Origin of the sequence: Pseudomonas sp. ME-P-057 (genome assembly GCF_030208975.1) — a bacterium.
Taxonomy (GTDB): Bacteria; Pseudomonadota; Gammaproteobacteria; order Pseudomonadales; family Pseudomonadaceae; genus Aquipseudomonas; species Aquipseudomonas lutea.
On record NZ_JARVSX010000005.1, the window covers coordinates 194,021 to 213,251 of the forward strand.

Below are 19,231 nucleotides of genomic sequence, written 5' to 3' on the forward strand. Positions count from 1 at the left end.
ACCTTTCTTCTACTTCTTGCCCTTTACCACCAACTGCGCCGGCGCGTCGCCCAATGCCTGCCAGTTCGGCCGATACATCGACTCCACCTGCGGCGGCGGTACGCGGTACACGCCCGGCGTCACAGCCCGCGCCAGGTACAGCAGGTGCACGGTGTTGAAGCCTTCCAGGTCCACCGCAGCCACATAACGATCCCCGCGGAATTCCTGATGCTTGAGCCCGGCGTTTTCCATCGAGTCGCGCCACTGCTTCACGGACTCGCTGGCGTCCTCCAAGCTCGCCGCACTCTGCGCCAGGTTCTGGTTCTCGATCTCCAGACCCGCTGGCAGCAAATCCACCACTAATGCATCCGGCACGCGCTCCTTGGCCTTGATCTCCAGATGCACCAGAACCAACGCGCCGCTTTTCAAGGCGTTCAGGTTCAACGCTTCGCCGTCCATGCCGAGATAATCACGACGAATCGACAGGTTCTCGCCCCCGGCCGCGGGCGGTTGCGATGGATAACCGGAAATGGTCATCTGCTGATACAGCGTTTCGCCGCCGGTGTTCTGAACGGTCAATGGCGTGGCCAACACTGAGCTGTCCAGCTTGACGCCTGGCTGGTCGTTGCTCAGCTCGCGATTATTGCTGCCGCTGGTCAATGTCGCCGCCCATTTGGCTTCGGGCTTGCCGAGCAGGTCGCGGCCGGCGAGGAACAGCGAGTTGCGCTCCTGCGTCGACAGGTAGCGATTCGCCGCGACCTGATCGGACAGCGCAAACAGCCGCTCTTCGACTTTGTCCGCCGCCAGTTTGTTTTCTTCCAGCAGCGACAGAATCAGTGCCTGATCACGCAACGGGCTGCCGTAATCAGCGAGCCAGTCGTTGGCCTTGCGGCCCACCGCCAGCCCTGCAAGCAAGGCCTGATCGGCACGCGGTTTGTCGCCCATCTTCTCCAGCGCGATGGACAGCTGCACCAATGGCAGGCCCGAACGCGCATCGCTACGACGGTCGAACAAACTGCGCAGCGCACCCAGTGGCGCTTGCTGGCTACGCGACAACACCAGACCGGCGTAAGCCTGCACAGCGAAGCGAGTGTGATCCGCGTTTTCGCTGTAATTGACCTCGATCTGATTACGCTCCTGCAAGTAACGCAGCAGCCGCTCGTTGGCCTTTTTCAGCGCGTCCGGTGGCACGGCAAAGCCCTGGTCGCGAGCGCGCAGCAGGAAGTCAGTGACATAAGCGGTCAGCCAGTACTCTTCCTCTCCGTCCGCCGCCCACAAGCCGAAGCTGCCGTTATAGCGCTGCATGCCAATCAGCCGCTCGATGCCCAGTTCAATCTTGCGCTTGCGCTCGGCGTCGGATTCGCCCTCCAGCCCCAGACGTTTCAGCGTCGCCGCGTCGGCATACAGTGACGGGTAAAGGCCGCTGGTGGTCTGTTCGAGACAGCCATATGGGTAGGCTTTCAGCGCGCGGATCTGCTCACCGAGATTCAGCGGCGGACGGCTCGACACCGACAGCAGCGCCTCGCGTCCTGCCGGCTCGAACGCATCAAGCGCGCCTTCCGGCAGGTTCCAGGCCTGATCCTTAAGCACCGCGCGGTATTGCTTGAGCATCGCCGGGTATGCAGGGCGCACGCCGATGGTCCATTCGCGGCTGAACGCCGGCAGGTTTTCGCCCGGCAGATCCAGGCCGTTGACCGTGACCCGAATGACGCCCTGGCCGAAACCGCCCAGCGCCTTGACCGGAATCTGCAGCGTCGTGCGCTGACCCTGATTCAGGCTGACGGCCTTGGCGCCGTCGCCTTCGGCCACACTCAACTGCCCTTCGGCAACCACCTGCACGCTGAGTTTTTGCGCTTTGCCGGACAGGTTCGACAGGTCCAGCGCCACTTTGGTCTGATCACCGCCCGCAAGAAAACGCGGGGCCGACAGCTCGGCAATCAACGGTGCCGCGACCACGGTTTTGGCCTCGGCCATGCCGTAGCGCTCATCGGTCCAGGCCTGGGCCATGATGCGCAGCTCACCGTTGAAATCCGGGATGTCGACGCTGACTTCCGCATCGCCCTGCTCGTTCAGGATCACGGGCGCGCTTTGCAGTGCGACGATAGTAACGCTGGTTTCCGGGCGTTTGCCGCCTTTGGTCAGCGCTGCGTCGCCACCGAATGCCAGGCTGGCGAGACGGTTACGCCCGGCCTCGATCAGTTGGCCATAGATATCCAACTGATCGGCGCCGTACTCTTTGCGCCCGAACAACGCGGCGAACGGGTCCGGCGTTGCGTATTCGGTGATATTCAGGATGCCCACGTCCACTGCCGCGACCAGCACATGCACGTTCTTCGGAATCGTGCCGTCGGCGTTCTTCGCGTTGACCTTAAGCTTGAGCGGCTGCTTGGGCCGCATCTTCTCCGGGGCTGTCACGGTCAGCGCGAGCTTGCGCTGCGAGCGATCAAGCGGCAGGTGCAACACGCCCACGGCGCGCTTGGGCGTGACATTGGCCTTGCGCTCACCCGGACGAATCACCAGCGCGCTGACATACAAGTCGTGCCGAGCCCACTTTTCGTCCATCGGGATGTCGTAGGTTTTGCCTTCAGCGGGCACATCGATCTCTTGCCACCACAGCGGCCCCTCGCTCGACTCAACCAACAGATAACCCTTGCCCGCCGACGGCGGCGTCACCGTTACCTTAGCGGTATCGCCATCGGCATAGGCCGGCTTGTCCAGCGCCAGCTTGACCTGATCGGGACGCACGGCACCGCCTTCGGCGTTATCCTGCCAGCGATAACCGGCCCAGAAGCGCATGCTGCTGATCAGGCCCGTGGTTGGGTCCTCGACTTCAACGCGGTACGGGCCCCACTCCACCGGGAAGCTGATTTTCGCCGTCGAGCCCTTCTTCACGCTGAGGGTTTCTTCGGACAGATTGAGAAACTTCTCGTTGAAGTGGTAACTCCAGCCGTCGCTGTCGGAGTAGTTCCAATAGTAGTCGCGGCGTTCGCGGACCAGCCGCACCTTCAGGTTGTCCGCAGCCAGCTTGTTACCTTGGGCGTCGGCCATCAGCACTTCAAATTCAACCGGGCCGTCACCGTCAGTGGCTTCGCCGTCGAACAATCCGCGCAGGCCCGGCATGGCGTCGGCAGGCCAGACCGGCTGGGTCAGACGCCGCGTGATCGGACGTCCACCCGACTCCTGCAGACTGGCCTGCAGCACCAGTTCCAGCGGTGAACGGGCCTTGGCCCACTGGCTGTCGATGCTCAGGTCGAGCTTGCCGTTGGCATCCAGTGTGCTGTCTTCGATTTCCAGATCCTGCTTGAGATCTTCTTCGGTCACTGAGCCAAACTGATAACCCGGCAGGCCGGGCACGGCTTCACGCAGCGGGCGCACATACAGCTGACCGCTCAGGCGATTGCCCGACGCCGGCGCGCCGTAGAGGTATCGCCCGGTAATCGCCACATCGAACGGCGCATCGGGGGCCAGCGGCGTGTCGCTGCCCTTGAGCTCAAGGGCCATACGCTCCGGCAGGAAGTCTTCAACCTGGAATTCATACAGCTGCGGCTTGCCGTCGCCCAAGTCGAAGACCAGTTGCCAGCGCCCCGTCGGCGCTTCTTCCGACAGCTGCAATTGATATTGGTACAGCCCGCTGGCGTCAGCGTCCCACACGAATTTGCGACTGATCTGCTCGTCAGGGCGACGCACTTCAACGGTGATCGGCTGGGGCTTGACGCTCTTGCCGTCGCTGTCACGCAGCAAGCCGTTGAGCAGCACCACTTCGCCCGGGCGGTAGAGATCGCGTGGGCCGAAGATGAAGAATTGCAGCGGGTGCGCCTTTGGGCCAGTGATGTCGAATTCGGCCAGATCCAGCGCGGCACTGTTCAGGCGCAGCATGCTGGTTTGCTCGCCCTGATGCGCCAACAGCACCTCAGCCTTGGCCGGCAGTGGCAGTTCGGCGTGGCCGGCGTTGTCAGTCTTGCCCTGCCCGATCACGCGGCCCTTCTCGTCATACAGCTCGACGTCGACGCCGCTCAGGGCTTTGCCGCCTTCGAGCGCCTGGGTGAATACGTCCAGTCGGTTGGCATAGCGGTGAGCTGACAGGCCGATGTCGCTGAGGGTGAACAGCGTCGCAGGCTGCGTGTAGTTGTAAGTCCCCGACGCGCGCATCACCGCCAGGTAAACGCCCGGCTGTTGCAGCGGTTTGAGGCCCGAGATCGGCAGCAGAACGGTTTCGCGTGTGTTGCGCGCAGGGTTCAGGTCGAAACGGCCGCTGTAGACCAGATCGGCTAGGGGCAGCAGCTCTTTGGACTGGTAACTCTCAAGACTGGACGAGCCCTCCCACGAGCCGAGAAACGCAGGCAGCGACTCGGGCTTGATGCGGAAGAATTCGACGTCAACCTTGTCGACATTCAGCGCGATGACTGGAAGGCCCTCGGCCAAACGTGTCGGCAGCAGGCTGCCGCGACTGGCGAAGCCCACGGTTGCCTGCAGGTCAGCCGTTTCCAGCCGCGCGGAATATTCGGCTGCGAGGGCATTGTTGTTCACTGCCAACAGCCCCGGATCAATGGTCAGCACCAGCTTGCGCTTGGGCTCGAGGTGACGAAGCCGCAGCTCCATGAGGTTGTCGGAAAGCTCCCAGGCGCCATCCACCTTGCCATCCTTGCTGTCGACCAGGTGCAGCTTTTCAGCGAACTTCTGGTCTGGGTTCAGTGGCACCGAAAAGCTCAACGACAGCGTGCTGGCGCCATCAAGCTGAACCTCCGAGACGTCCACTACCGTCAACTCGCGCCCGGCGTAACGCTTGCTTAGCGCAGGAATGTCCACTGCCGGTTTGGGCTTCGAAGACTCGGCGCTTGAAGAGGCCACCGCAGCAGGAGGTGTGGCAGCGGCAGGCGCGGGTTTATCGGAAGTAGAGGAATCGCAGGCACTGAGCAGTACCAGCGCGCAGGCCAGGAACAATCCTTTGTTTAGCATGAGGCACTCATTTGGACGGCAGCGATGAGGGAGCAGAAGTTATAGCACCGCTTTGGCAATCGTAAAGCGCGGCGCGCACATAGACCGTGGGTTTGTGTGTTTGTTCTCGCTACACTCGCGCGCTTGCCCGGGAGCCTTCATGTCCAACTTCTTCAACGACTGGCGCCAGCGCGCGACGCATCGGCAGGTGTGGGCGCTGGCCGCACCCATGATCCTGTCGAATATCTCCGTGCCGCTGGTTTCGCTCGTCGACAGCACGGTTATCGGTCACCTGCCCCACGCTCACCAATTGGGCGCCGTGGCCGTGGGTGGCACGCTTTACAGTTTTCTCGCCTGGGCCATGGGCTTCCTGCGCATGGGCACTACCGGCTTCGCCGCCCAGGCTGCCGGGCGCAACGATGGCGCGGCGCTGCGGCAGGTGCTGTTGCAGGGTTTGTTGCTCGCGCTGGGATTCTCCGTGCTGCTGGGTCTGATTGGCTTGCCCTTCCAGCATCTCGCGCTGGAGATGATGCAACCCTCCGCTGATCTCAACGACCTGACCCGGGACTTCTTCCACACGCGGCTGTTCGGGTTGCCAGCGGCATTGGCGAGTTACGCGCTGGTGGGCTGGTTCCTTGGGCTGCAAAACGCAAGGGCGCCGTTGGCGATTCTGCTGACCACGAACCTGGTCAACATTGCCCTGAACCTGTGGTTCGTTATCGGCCTGGACTGGGGAGTAGTCGGCAGCGCGCGGGCATCGGTTATCGCCGAATGGACTGGCGCACTGCTCGGGCTCGCCCTTACCCACCGAGGCTTGCGCAGGTACCCGGGACAGCTGGCATTGTCTGCGCTTAAACGCTGGCAGAGCTGGCGACCGCTGCTCACAGTCAACCGAGATATCTTCATTCGCAGCCTGATCCTGCAATCGGTGTTCTTTTTGATCACCGTTCAAGGCGCTCGCTTGGGCGATGCCACGGTGGCCGCCAATGCACTGCTGCTCAACGGTCTTCTGCTCATGGCCCACGCGCTGGACGGGTTGGCGCACGCCGTTGAAGCCCTCTGTGGACACGCGATTGGCGCACGGGATCGCGAGGCATTGCGGCGCTCGCTCAACGTCTCTGCAGGCTGGTCGCTGATTTGCAGCGTCGCGTTTGTGGGGCTGTTTCTGCTCGGCGGGCGCCTGTTCATCGAGATGCAGACCGACATCACCGCAGTGCGTGACATCGCCTTCGTTTATCTGCCTTACCTCGCCGTGCTGCCCTGTGTGGCGGTCTGGAGTTATCTGCTCGACGGTCTGTTCATCGGCGCCACCCGCGCTCGCGAGATGCGCAACGCGATGGTCGTAACGGCACTGATCACCGCACCGTTCGCCTGGCTGGCGAGCGGCTTCGGCAATCACGGGTTGTGGCTGGTGTTTCTGCTGTTCATGGCATTAAGAGCGCTGACGTTGGGGTATCTGGCCAGAGGCATGAATCGCAGCGGCGGGTGGTTCAATGGCTGACCGAGACGCTTGATACCTGAGCCTGATCCTGGGCGTGAATGAACGCTACGACTTCTTCCAGCACCGGCGCAAGGCTGCGTAACGGCCGGGCAAATGCTCCCACTAGCGTGCGATGGGTGGTGCGTGAGAAATACACTTCGCGCACTGACACGCCCTGAGCGCGCAAACGAAGGGTCATGCCCCCCGTGTTGCGTTGCGGGTTCACTTCCGTATCGTCCACCGAAGCGATCAGCAGCGCAGGCGGTGACGTTGCGCTGACATGGTTGATCGGCTGGGAGTCAGGTGGCGAATTCGGGAAGTAGAACACCGGCTTCACCTCCGCGTCTTCGATAGGCAGAAAATCATAGGGACCGGCCAGACCGATCCAGCCCTTGATGATGGAAGGCGTCGCACCCGCCGTCGCCAGCCATCGCGGATCGAGGGCCAGCATCGCCGCGTTATACGCCCCGGCACTGTGGCCCATCACATACAATTTCCCCGGGTCACCGCCAAACTGACGAATGTGCCCGCGTGTCCAGACAACCGCCTGGGCACTGTCCTGCAGCAGCTCCTGGTAATGCACTTGTGGGTACAGCCGGTAATCGGCAAGCACAGCAACGATGCCCCGTGACGCGAGCGCTTCACCGACAAAGGCGTAGTCACCCCGCGATCCGCTGATCCAGCTGCCGCCGTAAAAGAACACGACAACGGGCGCATCCGCAGCGACGTCTTTGGGCATGTAGACATCGAGTTTATTGCGGGGGTCAGGGCCGTACGCCAGATCGGACACTCTGCTGAACGTGGTGCCTGGGGTAAATGCGTTAAGCACCTTCAGCGGCGAGCAGGCCATCAACAAAACCATCAGCCCGGCGGTGAACACTGATTTGAGCGCCAGTTTGATCATCGTTCATGCTCCCGAAACAGTGAAGGACACCCTGCGGTGCAGACAACGAAAACGGGCCACAAGGGCCCGTTTTTGAGAGGTGCTACATCATCACGACGACAGGTAAGAAGACCGCGTCAGGCCCAGACGCAAGGCGTCTAGAAACTGAGTCCGCTCGCGCGGGGTGATCTTGGCACTGGCGACTTTATCCCGGTAGTGGGTCATCAGCTCTTCGGGCGACAAGTGCACGTAACGCAGCATGTCTTCGATGGTGTCGTGGGTTTCGATCCCGGCGGAATACGCGCTGCCATCCTGGTTCTGATAGATATTCACCGAGTCGGTGTCACCGAACAGGTTGTGCATGTCGCCCAGAATCTCCTGATAGGCACCGACCAGGAACACGCCCAGCAGGTAATCCTCGCCCTCGTTCAACGAGTGAACCGGCAGGCTGGTTTCGATGCTCTGCTCGTCGACGTACTGATTGATCTTGCCGTCGGAGTCGCAGGTCAGGTCTTGCAGTACTGCGCGACGCAGTGGCTCTTCGTCCAGACGATGCAGCGGAATGATCGGCAGCACCTGATCAATCGCCCAGGTATCCGGCAGGCTCTGGAACACCGAGAAGTTGCAGATGTACTTGTCAGCGAGCTTGTCATTGAGCTCGTCGAGCACCTGACGATGAGAACGCTGACGCGCCTTCAACGAGTTATGCAAACGGCGGCACACTGCGAAATAGCACTGCTCGCCCAAGGCCTTCTGCGCCAGGGTGATCTTGCCGTCCGAGTACTGGGAAGCGATGTCGCTCATGTAGTGGGTGGCGCGCCAGTAGGTCTCGGTGACCATTTCAATGTCAGTCGGACCCAACAGGTCGATCAGCCATTGCAGCGTTTCGGGCAGGCTTTCCTTGTCGGTGATTTCCGGCACTTCGTCGTTGTGACGCTCGACGTCAGTGACCTGAATTACCAGCATGGCATGGTGCGCGGTCAGCGAGCGGCCACTCTCCGAGAAGATATGCGGATGCGGCAAGCCCTGCGCATCACAGAACTCCTTGAGCATCCCGACCACTACACCGGCGTAGTCGTCCATGTCGTAGTTGATCGAACTGGCGTTGCGCGAGTGCGTGCCGTCGTAATCGACACCCAGACCGCCGCCGACGTCAATGTGATCGACCGGCAAGCCGAGGTTGCGCAATTCGCCGTAATAACGGATCGCTTCCTTGAAACCGTGCTGATAGTCGGCCAGGTTGGCGATCTGCGAGCCCATGTGAAAGTGCAGCAGACGTATGCCCTGGTCGAGCCCAGCCTTGGTGAAGCGGTCAACGACCGACAGCAACTGTGCAGCGGACAGCCCGAACTTGGACTTCTCGCCACCTGTATCGGCCCACTTGCTGGACGCCAGCGAAGACAGACGCACGCGCAGGCCCACTTGTGGAGCAACCTTCAGCTCGGCGGCTTCTTCAATGACCAGTTCGACTTCGGATTCTTTCTCGATGACGATGAATACGTTGTGACCCAGCTTTTGACCCATGAGGGCCAAGCGAATGAACTCGCGATCCTTATAGCCGTTGCAGACGATCGTGCCACCCTTGGGCGCCAGGGCCAGCACGGCCATCAGCTCAGGCTTGGAGCCGGCTTCCAGACCAATGGAAACGTTTTGCGTGGCGATGATGTTCTCAACCACCGCCTCCTGCTGGTTAACCTTGATCGGGTACAGCGCGGTGTATTTGCTCTGGTATTCCAGACGCGCGATGTTCTCGTCGAACGCGCCGGTCAACTGACGAACGCGGTCCTGCAGAATGTCAGGGAAGCGCACCAGCAACGGCAGGGACAAGCCGCTCTTGCGCAGCTGATCGACCTGCTCGTAAAGATCGATGGGCGAGCTGTTCGGCCCATTGGGACGAACCTCAACGCGGCCGGCTTCATTGATTGCGAAATAACCGGCCCCCCAATGACGGATCCCGTAGACACTGCGGCTGTCCGCCACGGTCCATTGGCTGCCATCGTCTTTGCGTGTGCGTCGTACGGACATCAAAGTCCCCTATAGAAAAGTCATAAAGCCCCGGCCTGACCGGCTGGGCGCAGTGTAGAGCGTGGAAATGACGGTTTGGCGCCTGCTCGCCATGGGGCAGTAGACCCGCATTGCGCAGCAGAGTTTGCATGGGTGACTGCGGCCAGACCGACGACATAAATCAAAGGGCTTGAAACCGATGGCTCAACCGCCGGACTTCTTGGCCTTGAAGCCCTGCTTCACCAGTTCGGCCAGCAAGGTTTCAACGTGATCGCCTTGAATCTCGATGACCCCCTCTTTGAGCGCGCCGCCAGTGCCGCAACGACGTTTGAGCGTGGTCGCGAGCTCCTTGAGCGCGTCCTCGGCAAGCGGGACGCCTGTGATGGTGGTCACGGTTTTGCCGCCACGGCCTTTGCTTTCGCGGCGCACGCGAGCAATGCCATCACCTTGTGGAATGAGTGTGCTCTTGCAGACGCAGGCATCGACAGGCTGACGGCAGTCGGGACAATGCCGACCTGCATCGGTTGAAAACACCAGGCCGCCGAGTGCGGCGAAGGATGCGGCTTTTTTGGCCACCGGCAATCCTCTTGTTGAGGAGCGAAGTCTGGCCGACGGGAGCCGACCGCGAAGCCCCACTCAGGCAGGGGCGGCGCTACCGGATCGCTAGGCGGTCCGGCGTGAAAAGTCGCGCAGTGTAACGGCAAAAGGCGCAGTTGCTAAGTGCAAATATGCGCCAATTTACGGAACATTTGCGACGCTTTCCAAATAGCGTTTCAGGGCGGCCAGAGAGTCGGGGCAATACGGCTTTTCAGCCGCTTCAAGCAAGGCTTTTTCAACGCCAATGAAGCGCGCCTCGCAGACCTCTTCGGGCTGCAGGTTCAAAGGGCCGTCCCAAATGGCCGAGAAGACCGCGCACCACAGCCGATTGCCCGGTTGGTCGAAAAAGAAACGCTCGTGGGCAGTCAGCTGCACACCGGAAACGCCCAACTCCTCTTCGAGTTCACGCGCGGCGGAGAGCTCGTAGCTTTCGTCTGCCTGCACCATGCCGCCCGCTGCCACATCCCAGTATCCGGGATAGATGGCTTTGCTCAGCGTGCGGCGATGCACGCAGAGCTCTCCCGCCGAATTGAAAAGCAGAATGTAGGTCCCGCGGCCTATGAGCCCGCGTTCGCGCAACTGGGCGCGAGGCATGGAACCCAAAGGCTGATCGTGATGGTCGACCCAGGCAATCATTTCCTGATCAGAGGCCGCCCGATGAGCGGCCTCACGTTGTGACACCTTCATTAATCAGCCTTGAGACAGTAGCTGGCGCAGATCGATCACTGCTGCGTTGGCACGCGACAGGTAATTGGCCATAACCAGCGAGTGGTTGGCGAACACACCGAACGGGCTGCCGTTGAGGATCATCGGGCTCCAGATGGGCTCTTGCGAGGCCTCCAGTTCACGAATGATTTGACGCACGCTAACGGTCGCGTTCTTTTTCGCCAGGACATCGGCGAAGTCCACCTCGATCGCGCGCAGCAAATGCGAGAGCGCCCATGCCTGACCGCGTGCTTCGTAGAACACGTTATCGATCTGCATCCATGGCGTTTCCACGATCTCTTCATCGACCTGCGGGACTTCGCCCGGCTTGACCGTGACGGTCGATTGCGCCTCGGTTTTCAACGTGCTGTTCAACTTGACCCGACCCACGCTGGCAGACAGCCGCTGGGAAAGCGAACCGAGTCGGGTACCGACGTCGCCCAGCCAGTTATTCAGGTTATCGGCGCGGGTATAGAACAGCGCGCCTTTCTGGTTTGGATCGGAAAGGCGCGCTTGATAGCGGCTCAAGGCAGCGATGCCTTCGCGGTATTGAGACTCGCTGGAAGGCAGCACCCAGCTCTTGTTATCAAAGTTGAACAGTGGCTCGGCGCGTGCGAGATCACCGTCTTCCGCGGACTGCGACTGCGAGCGAGCGAAGTCCTTACGCAAGGCACGACTCAGATCGCGCACTTGAACAAGCACGCCGTATTCCCAGCTCGGCATATTGTCCATCCACAGGCCAGGCGGGGAGCGGTCGTTGGAAATGTAGCCGCCCGGCTTGTCCAGCAACGTGGAGGCCACGGTCTTCAGCGTTTCGACGGTGGTGTAACCCAGCACCATCTGCTTGCCTTCACCCTGCGCCGCAGCCTGGGCCTGCTGCTGGACGGGGAACAGCGCCGGTTCGCTGCTCCACCAGATACCGAGGACGACGGTGATGACCAGATAGATACCCACCACGGCGCCGACAGCGCGACTGAACAACAGGCCTCCCCAATAGCTGCGGGAGCCGCGTGGTGCCTTACCCATCGGCTTTTCGTCAGCGCGTTCAGTTCCCGCGCTGCCCGAGCGTTTCTTCCAATCCAGCATGGCCTAGTCCTTTCAATCACGGAATTCAGTGCTTCTGACCGCAACCTTACAGCAAGGTGCGTTTGTCAGGAATGTGATGGCAGCGGCAATTGTTTAGCAGCTGAGTCGGGCACTTGCAGGGATAAAGCGGGAACCACAAATAGCCAAAGCTGGAAATTTGAACGACATGGCAGTCAAAAGGACCGAAAACTGACTTAAGGCAATTCGGATGAGGGTGACAAGTGATACCATAGCGCCATCATTTGTATCGGCGTATCCCTATAAAGAAGTCAGCCATGACCGAAGCCGCAGACCCGAGCCGCGACCGGCTCAAACACCACTTTGCCCAGCGCGTTATCCATCAGGCCCGTCAGATTCTTGAGGTGTGGCAGCGCCTGCAGCAAAGTGAATGGTCTGCTACGGATATGGTGGAAATCACAGAAGCCAATCAGCGGCTTCTGCGCTTCGCTGAACGCTTCGAACAGGTCGAGCACGTGCAACTGGCCACTGCGATCAACCTCGCGCTGGTAGACATCGAAGCCAACCGCGGACGCTTGAGCAGCACGCTGATTACAGACCTCAATCGTCTGATGCAGCGCCTGTCCCGGACAGGCTTGCGACACGGCGACCGGCTGGAACAAACGACCTTGCCGCCGCTGCGCAAGCCCATCTACATCGCTTTGCAGGATTCCGAGCGGGGCGAACGGCTGGCCCAACAGCTGGAATTTTTTGGGCTGAGTGCGCAATCGCTTGGCAATGTCGACACTTTCCACATGACCATGGCCGAACGTTTGCCGGCCGCGGTCGTGATGGATGTGGATTTCAATGGCGCAGGCGCGGGTTTGGCACTCGCCACCCAGATGCAGGAAGGACTCGAACAGAAACTGCCGTTACTGTTTTTCAGTCACCTCGACACTGACACGCCGACCCGCCTGGCTGCGGTGCGCGCCGGCGGTGAAGAATTTTTGACCGGCACGCTCGACGCGTCGAGTCTGCTGGAAAAGATCGAAATCCTGACTCGCGTTGCGCAATACGAGCCTTATAAAGTGCTCATCATCGATGACTCCCGAGCGCAGGCAAAGCACACGGAAGGCCTGCTGAACAGCGCCGGCATCGTCACCCGCACGCTGCTTGATCCGATCAAGGCCATGCTGGAGCTGGCAGAGTTTCAACCTGACCTGATTATCCTCGACATGTACATGCCCGGTTGCACAGGCACCGAGCTGGCCAAAGTGATCAGGCACAACGATCGCTACGTCAGCGTGCCGATCATCTATCTTTCAGCCGAAGATGACCTGGACAAACAGCTGGACGCAATGAGCGAAGGCGGCGACGACTTTCTCACCAAACCCATCAAACCCCGCCACTTGATCACCACCGTACGCAATCGCGCGGCACGGGCCCGCAACCTCAAAGCGCGCATGGTTCGGGACAGCCTGACTGGCCTGTACAACCACACGCACATCCTGCAATTGCTGGAGGATTGCAGCTTCCGCGCGCGGCGCGAAAACAAGCCATTGAGTTTCGCAATGCTGGACATCGACCACTTCAAGCGGGTCAACGACAGTCACGGCCACCCCATGGGCGACCGCGTGATCAAAAGCCTGGCACTGTTCCTGAAGCAACGCCTGCGCAAGACCGACTACATCGGGCGCTACGGAGGGGAAGAATTCGCGGTGGTGATGCCAGACACCGACCTGCCGGCCGCCTATGGCGTACTCGACGAGATTCGCCAGCGATTCGCCGAAATTCACTACCCTGCGCAGCCCGTCGATCTGTGCTGCACGTTCAGCGCCGGCGTGGTGGAGATCGCCGCAGACGATGATGCCCTGATGATGGCTTCCCAGGCAGACGAAGCGTTGTACCGCGCCAAGAAAGCCGGTCGCAATCAGGTGCAGGGGCTGAGTCTTGCAGCCTCGACGATGAGCAGGCACCGTCATCCCGACATCGTGTGACGGGATAGGTCCTACACCATTTTCAGACCGAAGAAATTCAACCCTCTCAGCATGTGCCCAGACACTCCGCTATCATGCGCGGACTTTTGTGATGCGAGACCGCCATGCGCCGCCTGCTTTGTCTGTTGCTGCTGATCTGTGCCCTGCCCGCCTTCGGCGCGAGCTTTCTGGAAAACAGACCGAGCCCCACTCTCGGCGGCCCAGCAGTCGATAACAGCAAGGATTTCCTGCCCGTTCGCCAGGCGTTCCAGCTGAACCTGTCCGACACAACACCCGACGCCATCAAGCTGCAGTTCATTGCCACCGAAGGCTACTACCTTTACCGCCACCGCTTTCAGTTTCGCACCGAGCCCGCCGACATCGTCCTGGGCGCTGCGCAATTGCCGGACGGCGAGAAAAAACATGACGAGTACTTTGGCGACGTCGAGGTTTATCACGGCATCCTTGACGTCAGCCTGCCACGCAAGCCAGGGGACAGCCGCCCTTTCACGCTGGTTGTCACTTACCAGGGCTGCGCTGACAAGGGCCTGTGCTATCCACCGGAAACCGAGCGGCTGAGCATTGGCGGCACCAGCCCCGCAGCGTCGGACACCCCACTGGCTGGCGACGTCACTCGCGTGGAGTTCAGCTGGAAACAGCTGGTGCTGTTTTTCCTTGCTGGCGTCGGACTGACCTTTACTCCCTGTGTACTGCCCATGCTGCCGATCCTTTCGGGCGTGGTTCTGCGCGGGCAGATCGGCGGGCTGCGCGGGTTTTCCCTGTCGCTGGCCTACGTGTTACCGATGGCGGTCTGCTTCGCGCTTTTGGGTGCGTTGATGGGCATGTTTGGCGCCAGCCTGAATCTACAGGCGCGCCTACAATCGGCGTGGGTTCTGGTGCCATTCGCCGGGTTCTTTGCGCTGTTCGCCATCGCCATGTTCGGCGTGTTTGAATTACGCCTGCCCCGCGCCATCAATGAACGGCTCGACCGCATTGCCGGCAATACGCAGGGCGGTTCCTTATGGGGCGCAGCGGTGCTCGGGATTGTGTCGAGCCTGCTGGTCTCGCCTTGCGTTTCCGCTCCCCTGGCCGGGGCGCTCCTGTACATCAGCGCAAGCGGCGATGCGGTGGGTGGCGCGATGAAGCTTTTCGCGCTTGGTCTGGGCATGGGTGCCCCGCTGGTCATGGTCGCAACGGGCGGCGCGGCGTGGCTTCCGAAAAGCGGGCCATGGCTGGTGGCGGTAAAAAATGCCATCGGCGTGCTGCTTCTGGGCCTGGCCATTGTATTGCTCAGCCGAGTCATTCCCGGCCAGGCCACCTTGCTCCTAATCGGTTTGCTGGGCGCTGGCGTGGCGTTGTTTCTCGGCGCCCTTGAGGGTGGAGCGAAGACCACCCGTGGCCGACTCGCCCAGCTGCTGGGGCTGTTCTTGCTGATGTATGCGCTTGCCTGCTGGTACGGCGCGTTCAGTGGCCAGACCGACCCGCTGCGCCCGTTGGGCCAGACGCAAACAGTTTCGGGCATTACCCGGCAGCCCACGGACGACCGCTGGCAAACAGTGACCGAACCAGCCGAGCTGGACCGTATCCTCGAAGAATCGAAAAACGCAGGCCAGCCAGTGCTGGTCGACTGGTACGCCGACTGGTGCATCAGCTGCAAGGTCATCGAACATGAGGTTCTGCCTCATCCCGAGGTCGTCGCGCAGTTAACGGCCTTCACACTTGTTCGCTTTGACATGACCGACAGCAACGAAAAGCAACGGGGATTGCTGGACCGCTACAAACTGTTCGGTCCTCCCGCACTGCTGTTTTTCGGAAAAAACGGCAACGAGCTGAGCGATGTACGTGTCGTCGGCGAAATTGACGCCAAAGCGTTCTCCGAGCGGCTTTCTAGAGCAAATGACCAAATCCGGTGACGCGGTCACAAACTTCGCGCGAACATCGGACAACGTGCTGAATATTGTGGGTAACTGGACAGTCCATCGCACTTTCCGGCATAGTCGCTGCCCATCAGCGGCTCATGCTGCAAGTGAGCGCCGTAAAAGCGAACAACAAGGAACACACGATGGCGACTTTCCTGGTTCTTCACGGACCCAACCTGAACTTGCTAGGTACCCGCGAACCGGGGATCTATGGCTCGATCACGTTGGCCGATATCAATCAGGATCTGGAGCAGCGTGCGCGTGAAGCGGGTCATCATCTGATGTACCTGCAAAGTAACGCCGAATACGAGTTGATCGATCGCATCCACGCTGCCCGCGATGAAAGCGTGGATTTCATTCTGATCAATCCGGCCGCTTTTACGCACACGAGCGTCGCGATACGTGACGCGCTGCTGGGAGTGAGCATCCCATTCATCGAAGTGCACCTGTCGAACGTGCACAAGCGCGAACCTTTCCGCCATCACTCCTACTTTTCAGATGTTGCCGTAGGTGTGATCTGCGGCCTTGGCGCCAGCGGTTACCGACTGGCCCTGGAGGCCGCCCTGGAACTATTGGCCAAGCGTTCTACGACGTGAACGGCGCAGTCCCTGACTGAGCCAGACCGCCGGAACCGGCCACCAAATCCCCCTGACCGTCCCTTGGGAGTTGATGATTAATGGATATCCGTAAAGTCAAGAAACTGATCGAATTGCTGGAAGAGTCCGGCATCGACGAACTGGAAATCCGTGAAGGCGAAGAGTCCGTACGGATCAGCCGTCACAGCAAGACTCCAGCACAGCCTTACTACGCGCCTGCCCCAGTAGCAGCTCCAGCGCCCGCCCCGGTTGCAGCACCTGCCGCCGCCGTCGCCGAAGCGCCTTCCGCACCAAAGCTGAACGGCACTGTCGTTAAATCGCCAATGGTCGGCACCTTCTACCGCACCCCGGCGCCTGGTTCGCCAGCGTTTGTCGAAGTCGGCAAAACCGTGAAAAAAGGCGACACCATTTGCATCGTCGAGGCGATGAAAATGATGAACCACATTGAAGCGGAAGTGAGCGGCGTTATCGAATCCATCCTGGTAGAAAACGGTCAGCCGGTTGAGTATGACCAGCCGCTGTTCACCATCGTTTGAACCGGGGAGAGCCTGCGATGTTGGAAAAAGTCCTGATCGCCAACCGCGGCGAAATCGCCTTGCGCATCTTGCGTGCCTGTAAAGAACTGGGCATCAAGACCGTCGCGGTCCATTCCACGGCAGACCGTGAGCTGATGCACCTGGGCCTGGCAGACGAAACCGTCTGCATCGGCCCGGCGCCAGCCAACCTGTCGTACCTGAACATCCCGGCCATTATCTCGGCTGCGGAACTCACCGGCGCCACGGCGATTCACCCTGGCTACGGTTTCCTCGCGGAGAACGCAGACTTCGCCGAACAGGTCGAGAAATCGGGTTTCGCGTTCATCGGCCCTAAAGCCGAAACCATTCGCCTGATGGGCGACAAGGTTTCCGCCAAAGACGCCATGAAACTCGCCAGCGTACCCACCGTTCCTGGTTCTGACGGCCCGCTGCCCGAAGACGAAGAAACCGCGCTGCGCATTGGTCGCGAGGTCGGCTACCCGGTGATCATCAAAGCCGCTGGCGGCGGCGGTGGTCGCGGCATGCGCGTGGTTCACAAGGAAGAAGACCTGATCGAAGCGGCCAAACAGACCCGCGCCGAAGCGGCTGCATGGTTCAGCAACCCGATGGTCTATCTGGAGAAATACCTGACCAACCCACGTCACGTGGAAGTGCAGGTCATTTCCGACGGTCAGGGCCAGGCGATCCACCTGGGCGACCGCGACTGCTCCCTGCAGCGCCGTCACCAGAAGGTCCTGGAAGAAGCGCCGGCCCCGTTCATCGACGAAGAGGCGCGTCAGGCGGTGTTCGCCAGCTGCGTGAAGGCGTGCATCGACATCGGTTACCGCGGTGCTGGCACGTTCGAGTTTCTTTACGAGAACGGTCGCTTTTACTTCATCGAGATGAACACCCGCGTTCAGGTTGAGCACCCGGTTTCGGAGATGGTCACTGGTATCGACATCGTCAAGGAGATGCTTAGCATCGCCGCCGGCAACAAGCTGTCGTATACCCAGGATGACGTCGTCATCACCGGGCATTCGCTGGAATGCCGCATCAACGCTGAAGACCCGAAGACGTTCATCCCGAGCCCGGGCCTGGTCAAGCATTTCCACGCACCAGGCGGCAACGGCGTCCGTGTGGATTCGCACCTGTACAGCGGCTACAAGGTTCCGTCCAACTACGACTCCTTGATCGGCAAGCTGATCACCTGGGGCGCCACCCGCGACGAAGCCATGGCGCGCATGCGTAACGCTCTGGACGAAATCGTGGTCGACGGCATCAAGACCAACATCCCGCTGCACCGTGATCTGACCCGTGATGAAGGCTTCTGCGAAGGCGGAGTCAACATTCACTACCTGGAACACAAGCTGGCTGCTGACAAGCACTGATTCGCCAGTAAGGTGCCGTACCCGCAAAGCCGCTTTCGAGCGGCTTTGTTGTTCCCGGGGTGGGCAATCTGAATATTTCGGGACGCGCCCATCCTGTGGAACTCGCTTGAGCCGGGAAGAGGCCGGGGTGACCGAAATCACCTTCGCGGTTTGAAGCCTGACGCCTTCCCGGTTAAAGCCCACCCCACTTTCCCGACCCCGCTACGACACCCACTTTGTTGTTTCCCCGCGAACCCCGTAAACTTGCCGGTCTTTCGTGGCCATTGCGCCGCCTATCAACTTCCAACTCGAAGGTCACCCGCCATGCCTTGGCTGCAAGTCCGTCTCGCCATTAGCCCCGAACAAGCTGAAACCTACGAAGACGCCTTGCTCGAAGTCGGCGCCGTATCGGTGACGTTCATGGACGCTGAAGACCAGCCGATCTTCGAGCCAGAGCTGAACACCACGCCACTGTGGTCGCACACGCACCTGCTAGCGCTGTTTGAAGCTGACACGAATGCGGATCAGGTACTTGCCCATCTGCAACTGCTGACTGACGCGCAATTGCCGGAGCACACCCATGAGGTGATCGAAGATCAGGACTGGGAACGCAGCTGGATGGACAACTTTCAGCCGATGCGCTTCGGAAAGCGGCTATGGATTGTGCCGAGCTGGCACGCTGCGCCGGAGCCCGAAGCGGTCAATCTGCTGCTCGACCCGGGTCTGGCTTTTGGCACCGGCACTCACCCGACCACCGCGCTGTGCCTGGAGTGGCTTGACGGCCAGGACCTGAGCGGCTGCAACGTGCTGGACTTCGGCTGCGGCTCCGGCATTCTCGCCATCGCCGCATTGCTGCTGGGTGCAGAGCAGGCCGTCGGCACCGATATTGACGTTCAGGCCCTTGAAGCCTCTCGCGACAATGCCGGGCGCAACAACATCGCGGCCGAGAACTTCCCGCTGTATTTGCCTGAAGACTTGCCACACGTGCCCGCCGATGTATTGGTGGCCAATATCCTCGCGGGGCCGCTGGTTTCCCTGGCGCCGCAACTGGCAAGCCTGGTCAAGCCCGGCGGCCGTCTGGCGCTGTCCGGCATCCTTGCCGAGCAAGGCAATGAAGTGGCCACCGCTTACGCCGAGGCTTTTGAGCTGGACCCGATTGCCAACCGTGATGGCTGGGTACGGATCACTGGTCGTCGCCGCTGACAGCCCGTTGCCCTAAGATTCTGCCACCAGGCGCTCTTTAACCCCGGAT

General features: G+C 60.6%; 13 protein-coding genes. 7 read left to right on the forward strand and 6 right to left on the reverse strand.

What is annotated here, in order from left to right:
* Window positions 1-9: 9 nt before the first annotated feature.
* The gene (locus QRN48_RS03040; RefSeq protein WP_285348788.1) at window positions 10-4,935 is read right to left on the reverse strand and encodes an alpha-2-macroglobulin family protein; all 4,926 of its coding nucleotides are present in this window, start codon (window positions 4,933-4,935) and stop codon (window positions 10-12) included.
* A 139-nt stretch (window positions 4,936-5,074) separates the two neighbouring features.
* Between QRN48_RS03040 and QRN48_RS03045 the strand changes: the two genes are divergently transcribed.
* Window positions 5,075-6,415 (forward strand): MATE family efflux transporter, encoded by a 1,341-nt coding sequence (locus tag QRN48_RS03045; RefSeq protein ID WP_285348790.1) that lies wholly within the window; start codon window positions 5,075-5,077, stop codon window positions 6,413-6,415.
* Here QRN48_RS03045 and QRN48_RS03050 read toward each other — a convergent pair.
* From QRN48_RS03050 to QRN48_RS03070, 5 genes are all read right to left on the reverse strand, one after another.
* The gene (locus QRN48_RS03050) at window positions 6,405-7,298 is read right to left on the reverse strand and encodes an alpha/beta hydrolase (protein ID WP_285348792.1); all 894 of its coding nucleotides are present in this window, start codon (window positions 7,296-7,298) and stop codon (window positions 6,405-6,407) included. The genes QRN48_RS03045 and QRN48_RS03050 overlap by 11 nt on opposite strands.
* 90 nt (window positions 7,299-7,388) lie before the next feature.
* On the reverse strand, window positions 7,389-9,302 hold the full coding sequence (gene speA / locus QRN48_RS03055) for an arginine decarboxylase (protein WP_037015507.1): 1,914 nt from the start codon (window positions 9,300-9,302) through the stop codon (window positions 7,389-7,391).
* A gap of 183 nt (window positions 9,303-9,485) precedes the next feature.
* Window positions 9,486-9,857, reverse strand: coding sequence for a translation initiation factor Sui1 (locus QRN48_RS03060; RefSeq protein ID WP_037015509.1), 372 nt, complete (start codon window positions 9,855-9,857; stop codon window positions 9,486-9,488).
* Between the two features lie 162 nt (window positions 9,858-10,019).
* Window positions 10,020-10,565 (reverse strand): NUDIX hydrolase, encoded by a 546-nt coding sequence (locus QRN48_RS03065; protein ID WP_191942792.1) that lies wholly within the window; start codon window positions 10,563-10,565, stop codon window positions 10,020-10,022.
* 3 nt (window positions 10,566-10,568) lie between these two features.
* The gene (locus QRN48_RS03070; RefSeq protein ID WP_420806910.1) at window positions 10,569-11,609 is read right to left on the reverse strand and encodes a DUF2333 family protein; all 1,041 of its coding nucleotides are present in this window, start codon (window positions 11,607-11,609) and stop codon (window positions 10,569-10,571) included.
* 335 nt (window positions 11,610-11,944) lie between these two features.
* On the opposite strand from QRN48_RS03070, the gene QRN48_RS03075 reads away from it, so the two are divergent.
* The 6 genes from QRN48_RS03075 to prmA all read left to right on the forward strand — a co-directional run bounded on the left by QRN48_RS03075 (window position 11,945) and on the right by prmA (window position 19,182).
* The gene (locus QRN48_RS03075) at window positions 11,945-13,603 is read left to right on the forward strand and encodes a diguanylate cyclase (RefSeq protein WP_285348797.1); all 1,659 of its coding nucleotides are present in this window, start codon (window positions 11,945-11,947) and stop codon (window positions 13,601-13,603) included.
* A 104-nt stretch (window positions 13,604-13,707) separates the two neighbouring features.
* On the forward strand, window positions 13,708-15,495 hold the full coding sequence (locus QRN48_RS03080; protein WP_285348799.1) for a protein-disulfide reductase DsbD: 1,788 nt from the start codon (window positions 13,708-13,710) through the stop codon (window positions 15,493-15,495).
* Window positions 15,496-15,644: 149 nt separating this feature from the next.
* Entirely contained in the window at window positions 15,645-16,097 is a 453-nt protein-coding gene (gene aroQ / locus QRN48_RS03085; RefSeq protein WP_285348869.1) for a type II 3-dehydroquinate dehydratase, read from the forward strand.
* Between the two features lie 80 nt (window positions 16,098-16,177).
* On the forward strand, window positions 16,178-16,633 hold the full coding sequence (accB, locus tag QRN48_RS03090; RefSeq protein WP_037015523.1) for an acetyl-CoA carboxylase biotin carboxyl carrier protein: 456 nt from the start codon (window positions 16,178-16,180) through the stop codon (window positions 16,631-16,633).
* 17 nt (window positions 16,634-16,650) lie between these two features.
* The gene (gene accC, locus QRN48_RS03095; protein ID WP_037015526.1) at window positions 16,651-18,000 is read left to right on the forward strand and encodes an acetyl-CoA carboxylase biotin carboxylase subunit; all 1,350 of its coding nucleotides are present in this window, start codon (window positions 16,651-16,653) and stop codon (window positions 17,998-18,000) included.
* A 303-nt stretch (window positions 18,001-18,303) separates the two neighbouring features.
* Complete coding sequence (gene prmA / locus QRN48_RS03100; protein WP_285348801.1) at window positions 18,304-19,182, forward strand: 50S ribosomal protein L11 methyltransferase; 879 nt, start codon at window positions 18,304-18,306, stop codon at window positions 19,180-19,182.
* Window positions 19,183-19,231 lie beyond the last annotated feature (49 nt).

Coding starts and splice junctions, on each gene's coding strand:
- QRN48_RS03080 (WP_285348799.1), top strand. CDS start 13,708: ATGCGCCGCCTGCTTTGTCTGTTGCTGCTGATCTGTGCCCTGCCCGCC.
- speA (WP_037015507.1), bottom strand. CDS start 9,302: ATGTCCGTACGACGCACACGCAAAGACGATGGCAGCCAATGGACCGTG.
- QRN48_RS03075 (WP_285348797.1), top strand. CDS start 11,945: ATGACCGAAGCCGCAGACCCGAGCCGCGACCGGCTCAAACACCACTTT.
- QRN48_RS03065 (WP_191942792.1), bottom strand. CDS start 10,565: ATGAAGGTGTCACAACGTGAGGCCGCTCATCGGGCGGCCTCTGATCAG.
- accC (WP_037015526.1), top strand. CDS start 16,651: ATGTTGGAAAAAGTCCTGATCGCCAACCGCGGCGAAATCGCCTTGCGC.
- QRN48_RS03045 (WP_285348790.1), top strand. CDS start 5,075: ATGTCCAACTTCTTCAACGACTGGCGCCAGCGCGCGACGCATCGGCAG.
- QRN48_RS03050 (WP_285348792.1), bottom strand. CDS start 7,298: ATGATCAAACTGGCGCTCAAATCAGTGTTCACCGCCGGGCTGATGGTT.
- QRN48_RS03070 (WP_420806910.1), bottom strand. CDS start 11,609: ATGGGTAAGGCACCACGCGGCTCCCGCAGCTATTGGGGAGGCCTGTTG.
- prmA (WP_285348801.1), top strand. CDS start 18,304: ATGCCTTGGCTGCAAGTCCGTCTCGCCATTAGCCCCGAACAAGCTGAA.
- QRN48_RS03040 (WP_285348788.1), bottom strand. CDS start 4,935: ATGCTAAACAAAGGATTGTTCCTGGCCTGCGCGCTGGTACTGCTCAGT.
- aroQ (WP_285348869.1), top strand. CDS start 15,645: ATGGCGACTTTCCTGGTTCTTCACGGACCCAACCTGAACTTGCTAGGT.
- accB (WP_037015523.1), top strand. CDS start 16,178: ATGGATATCCGTAAAGTCAAGAAACTGATCGAATTGCTGGAAGAGTCC.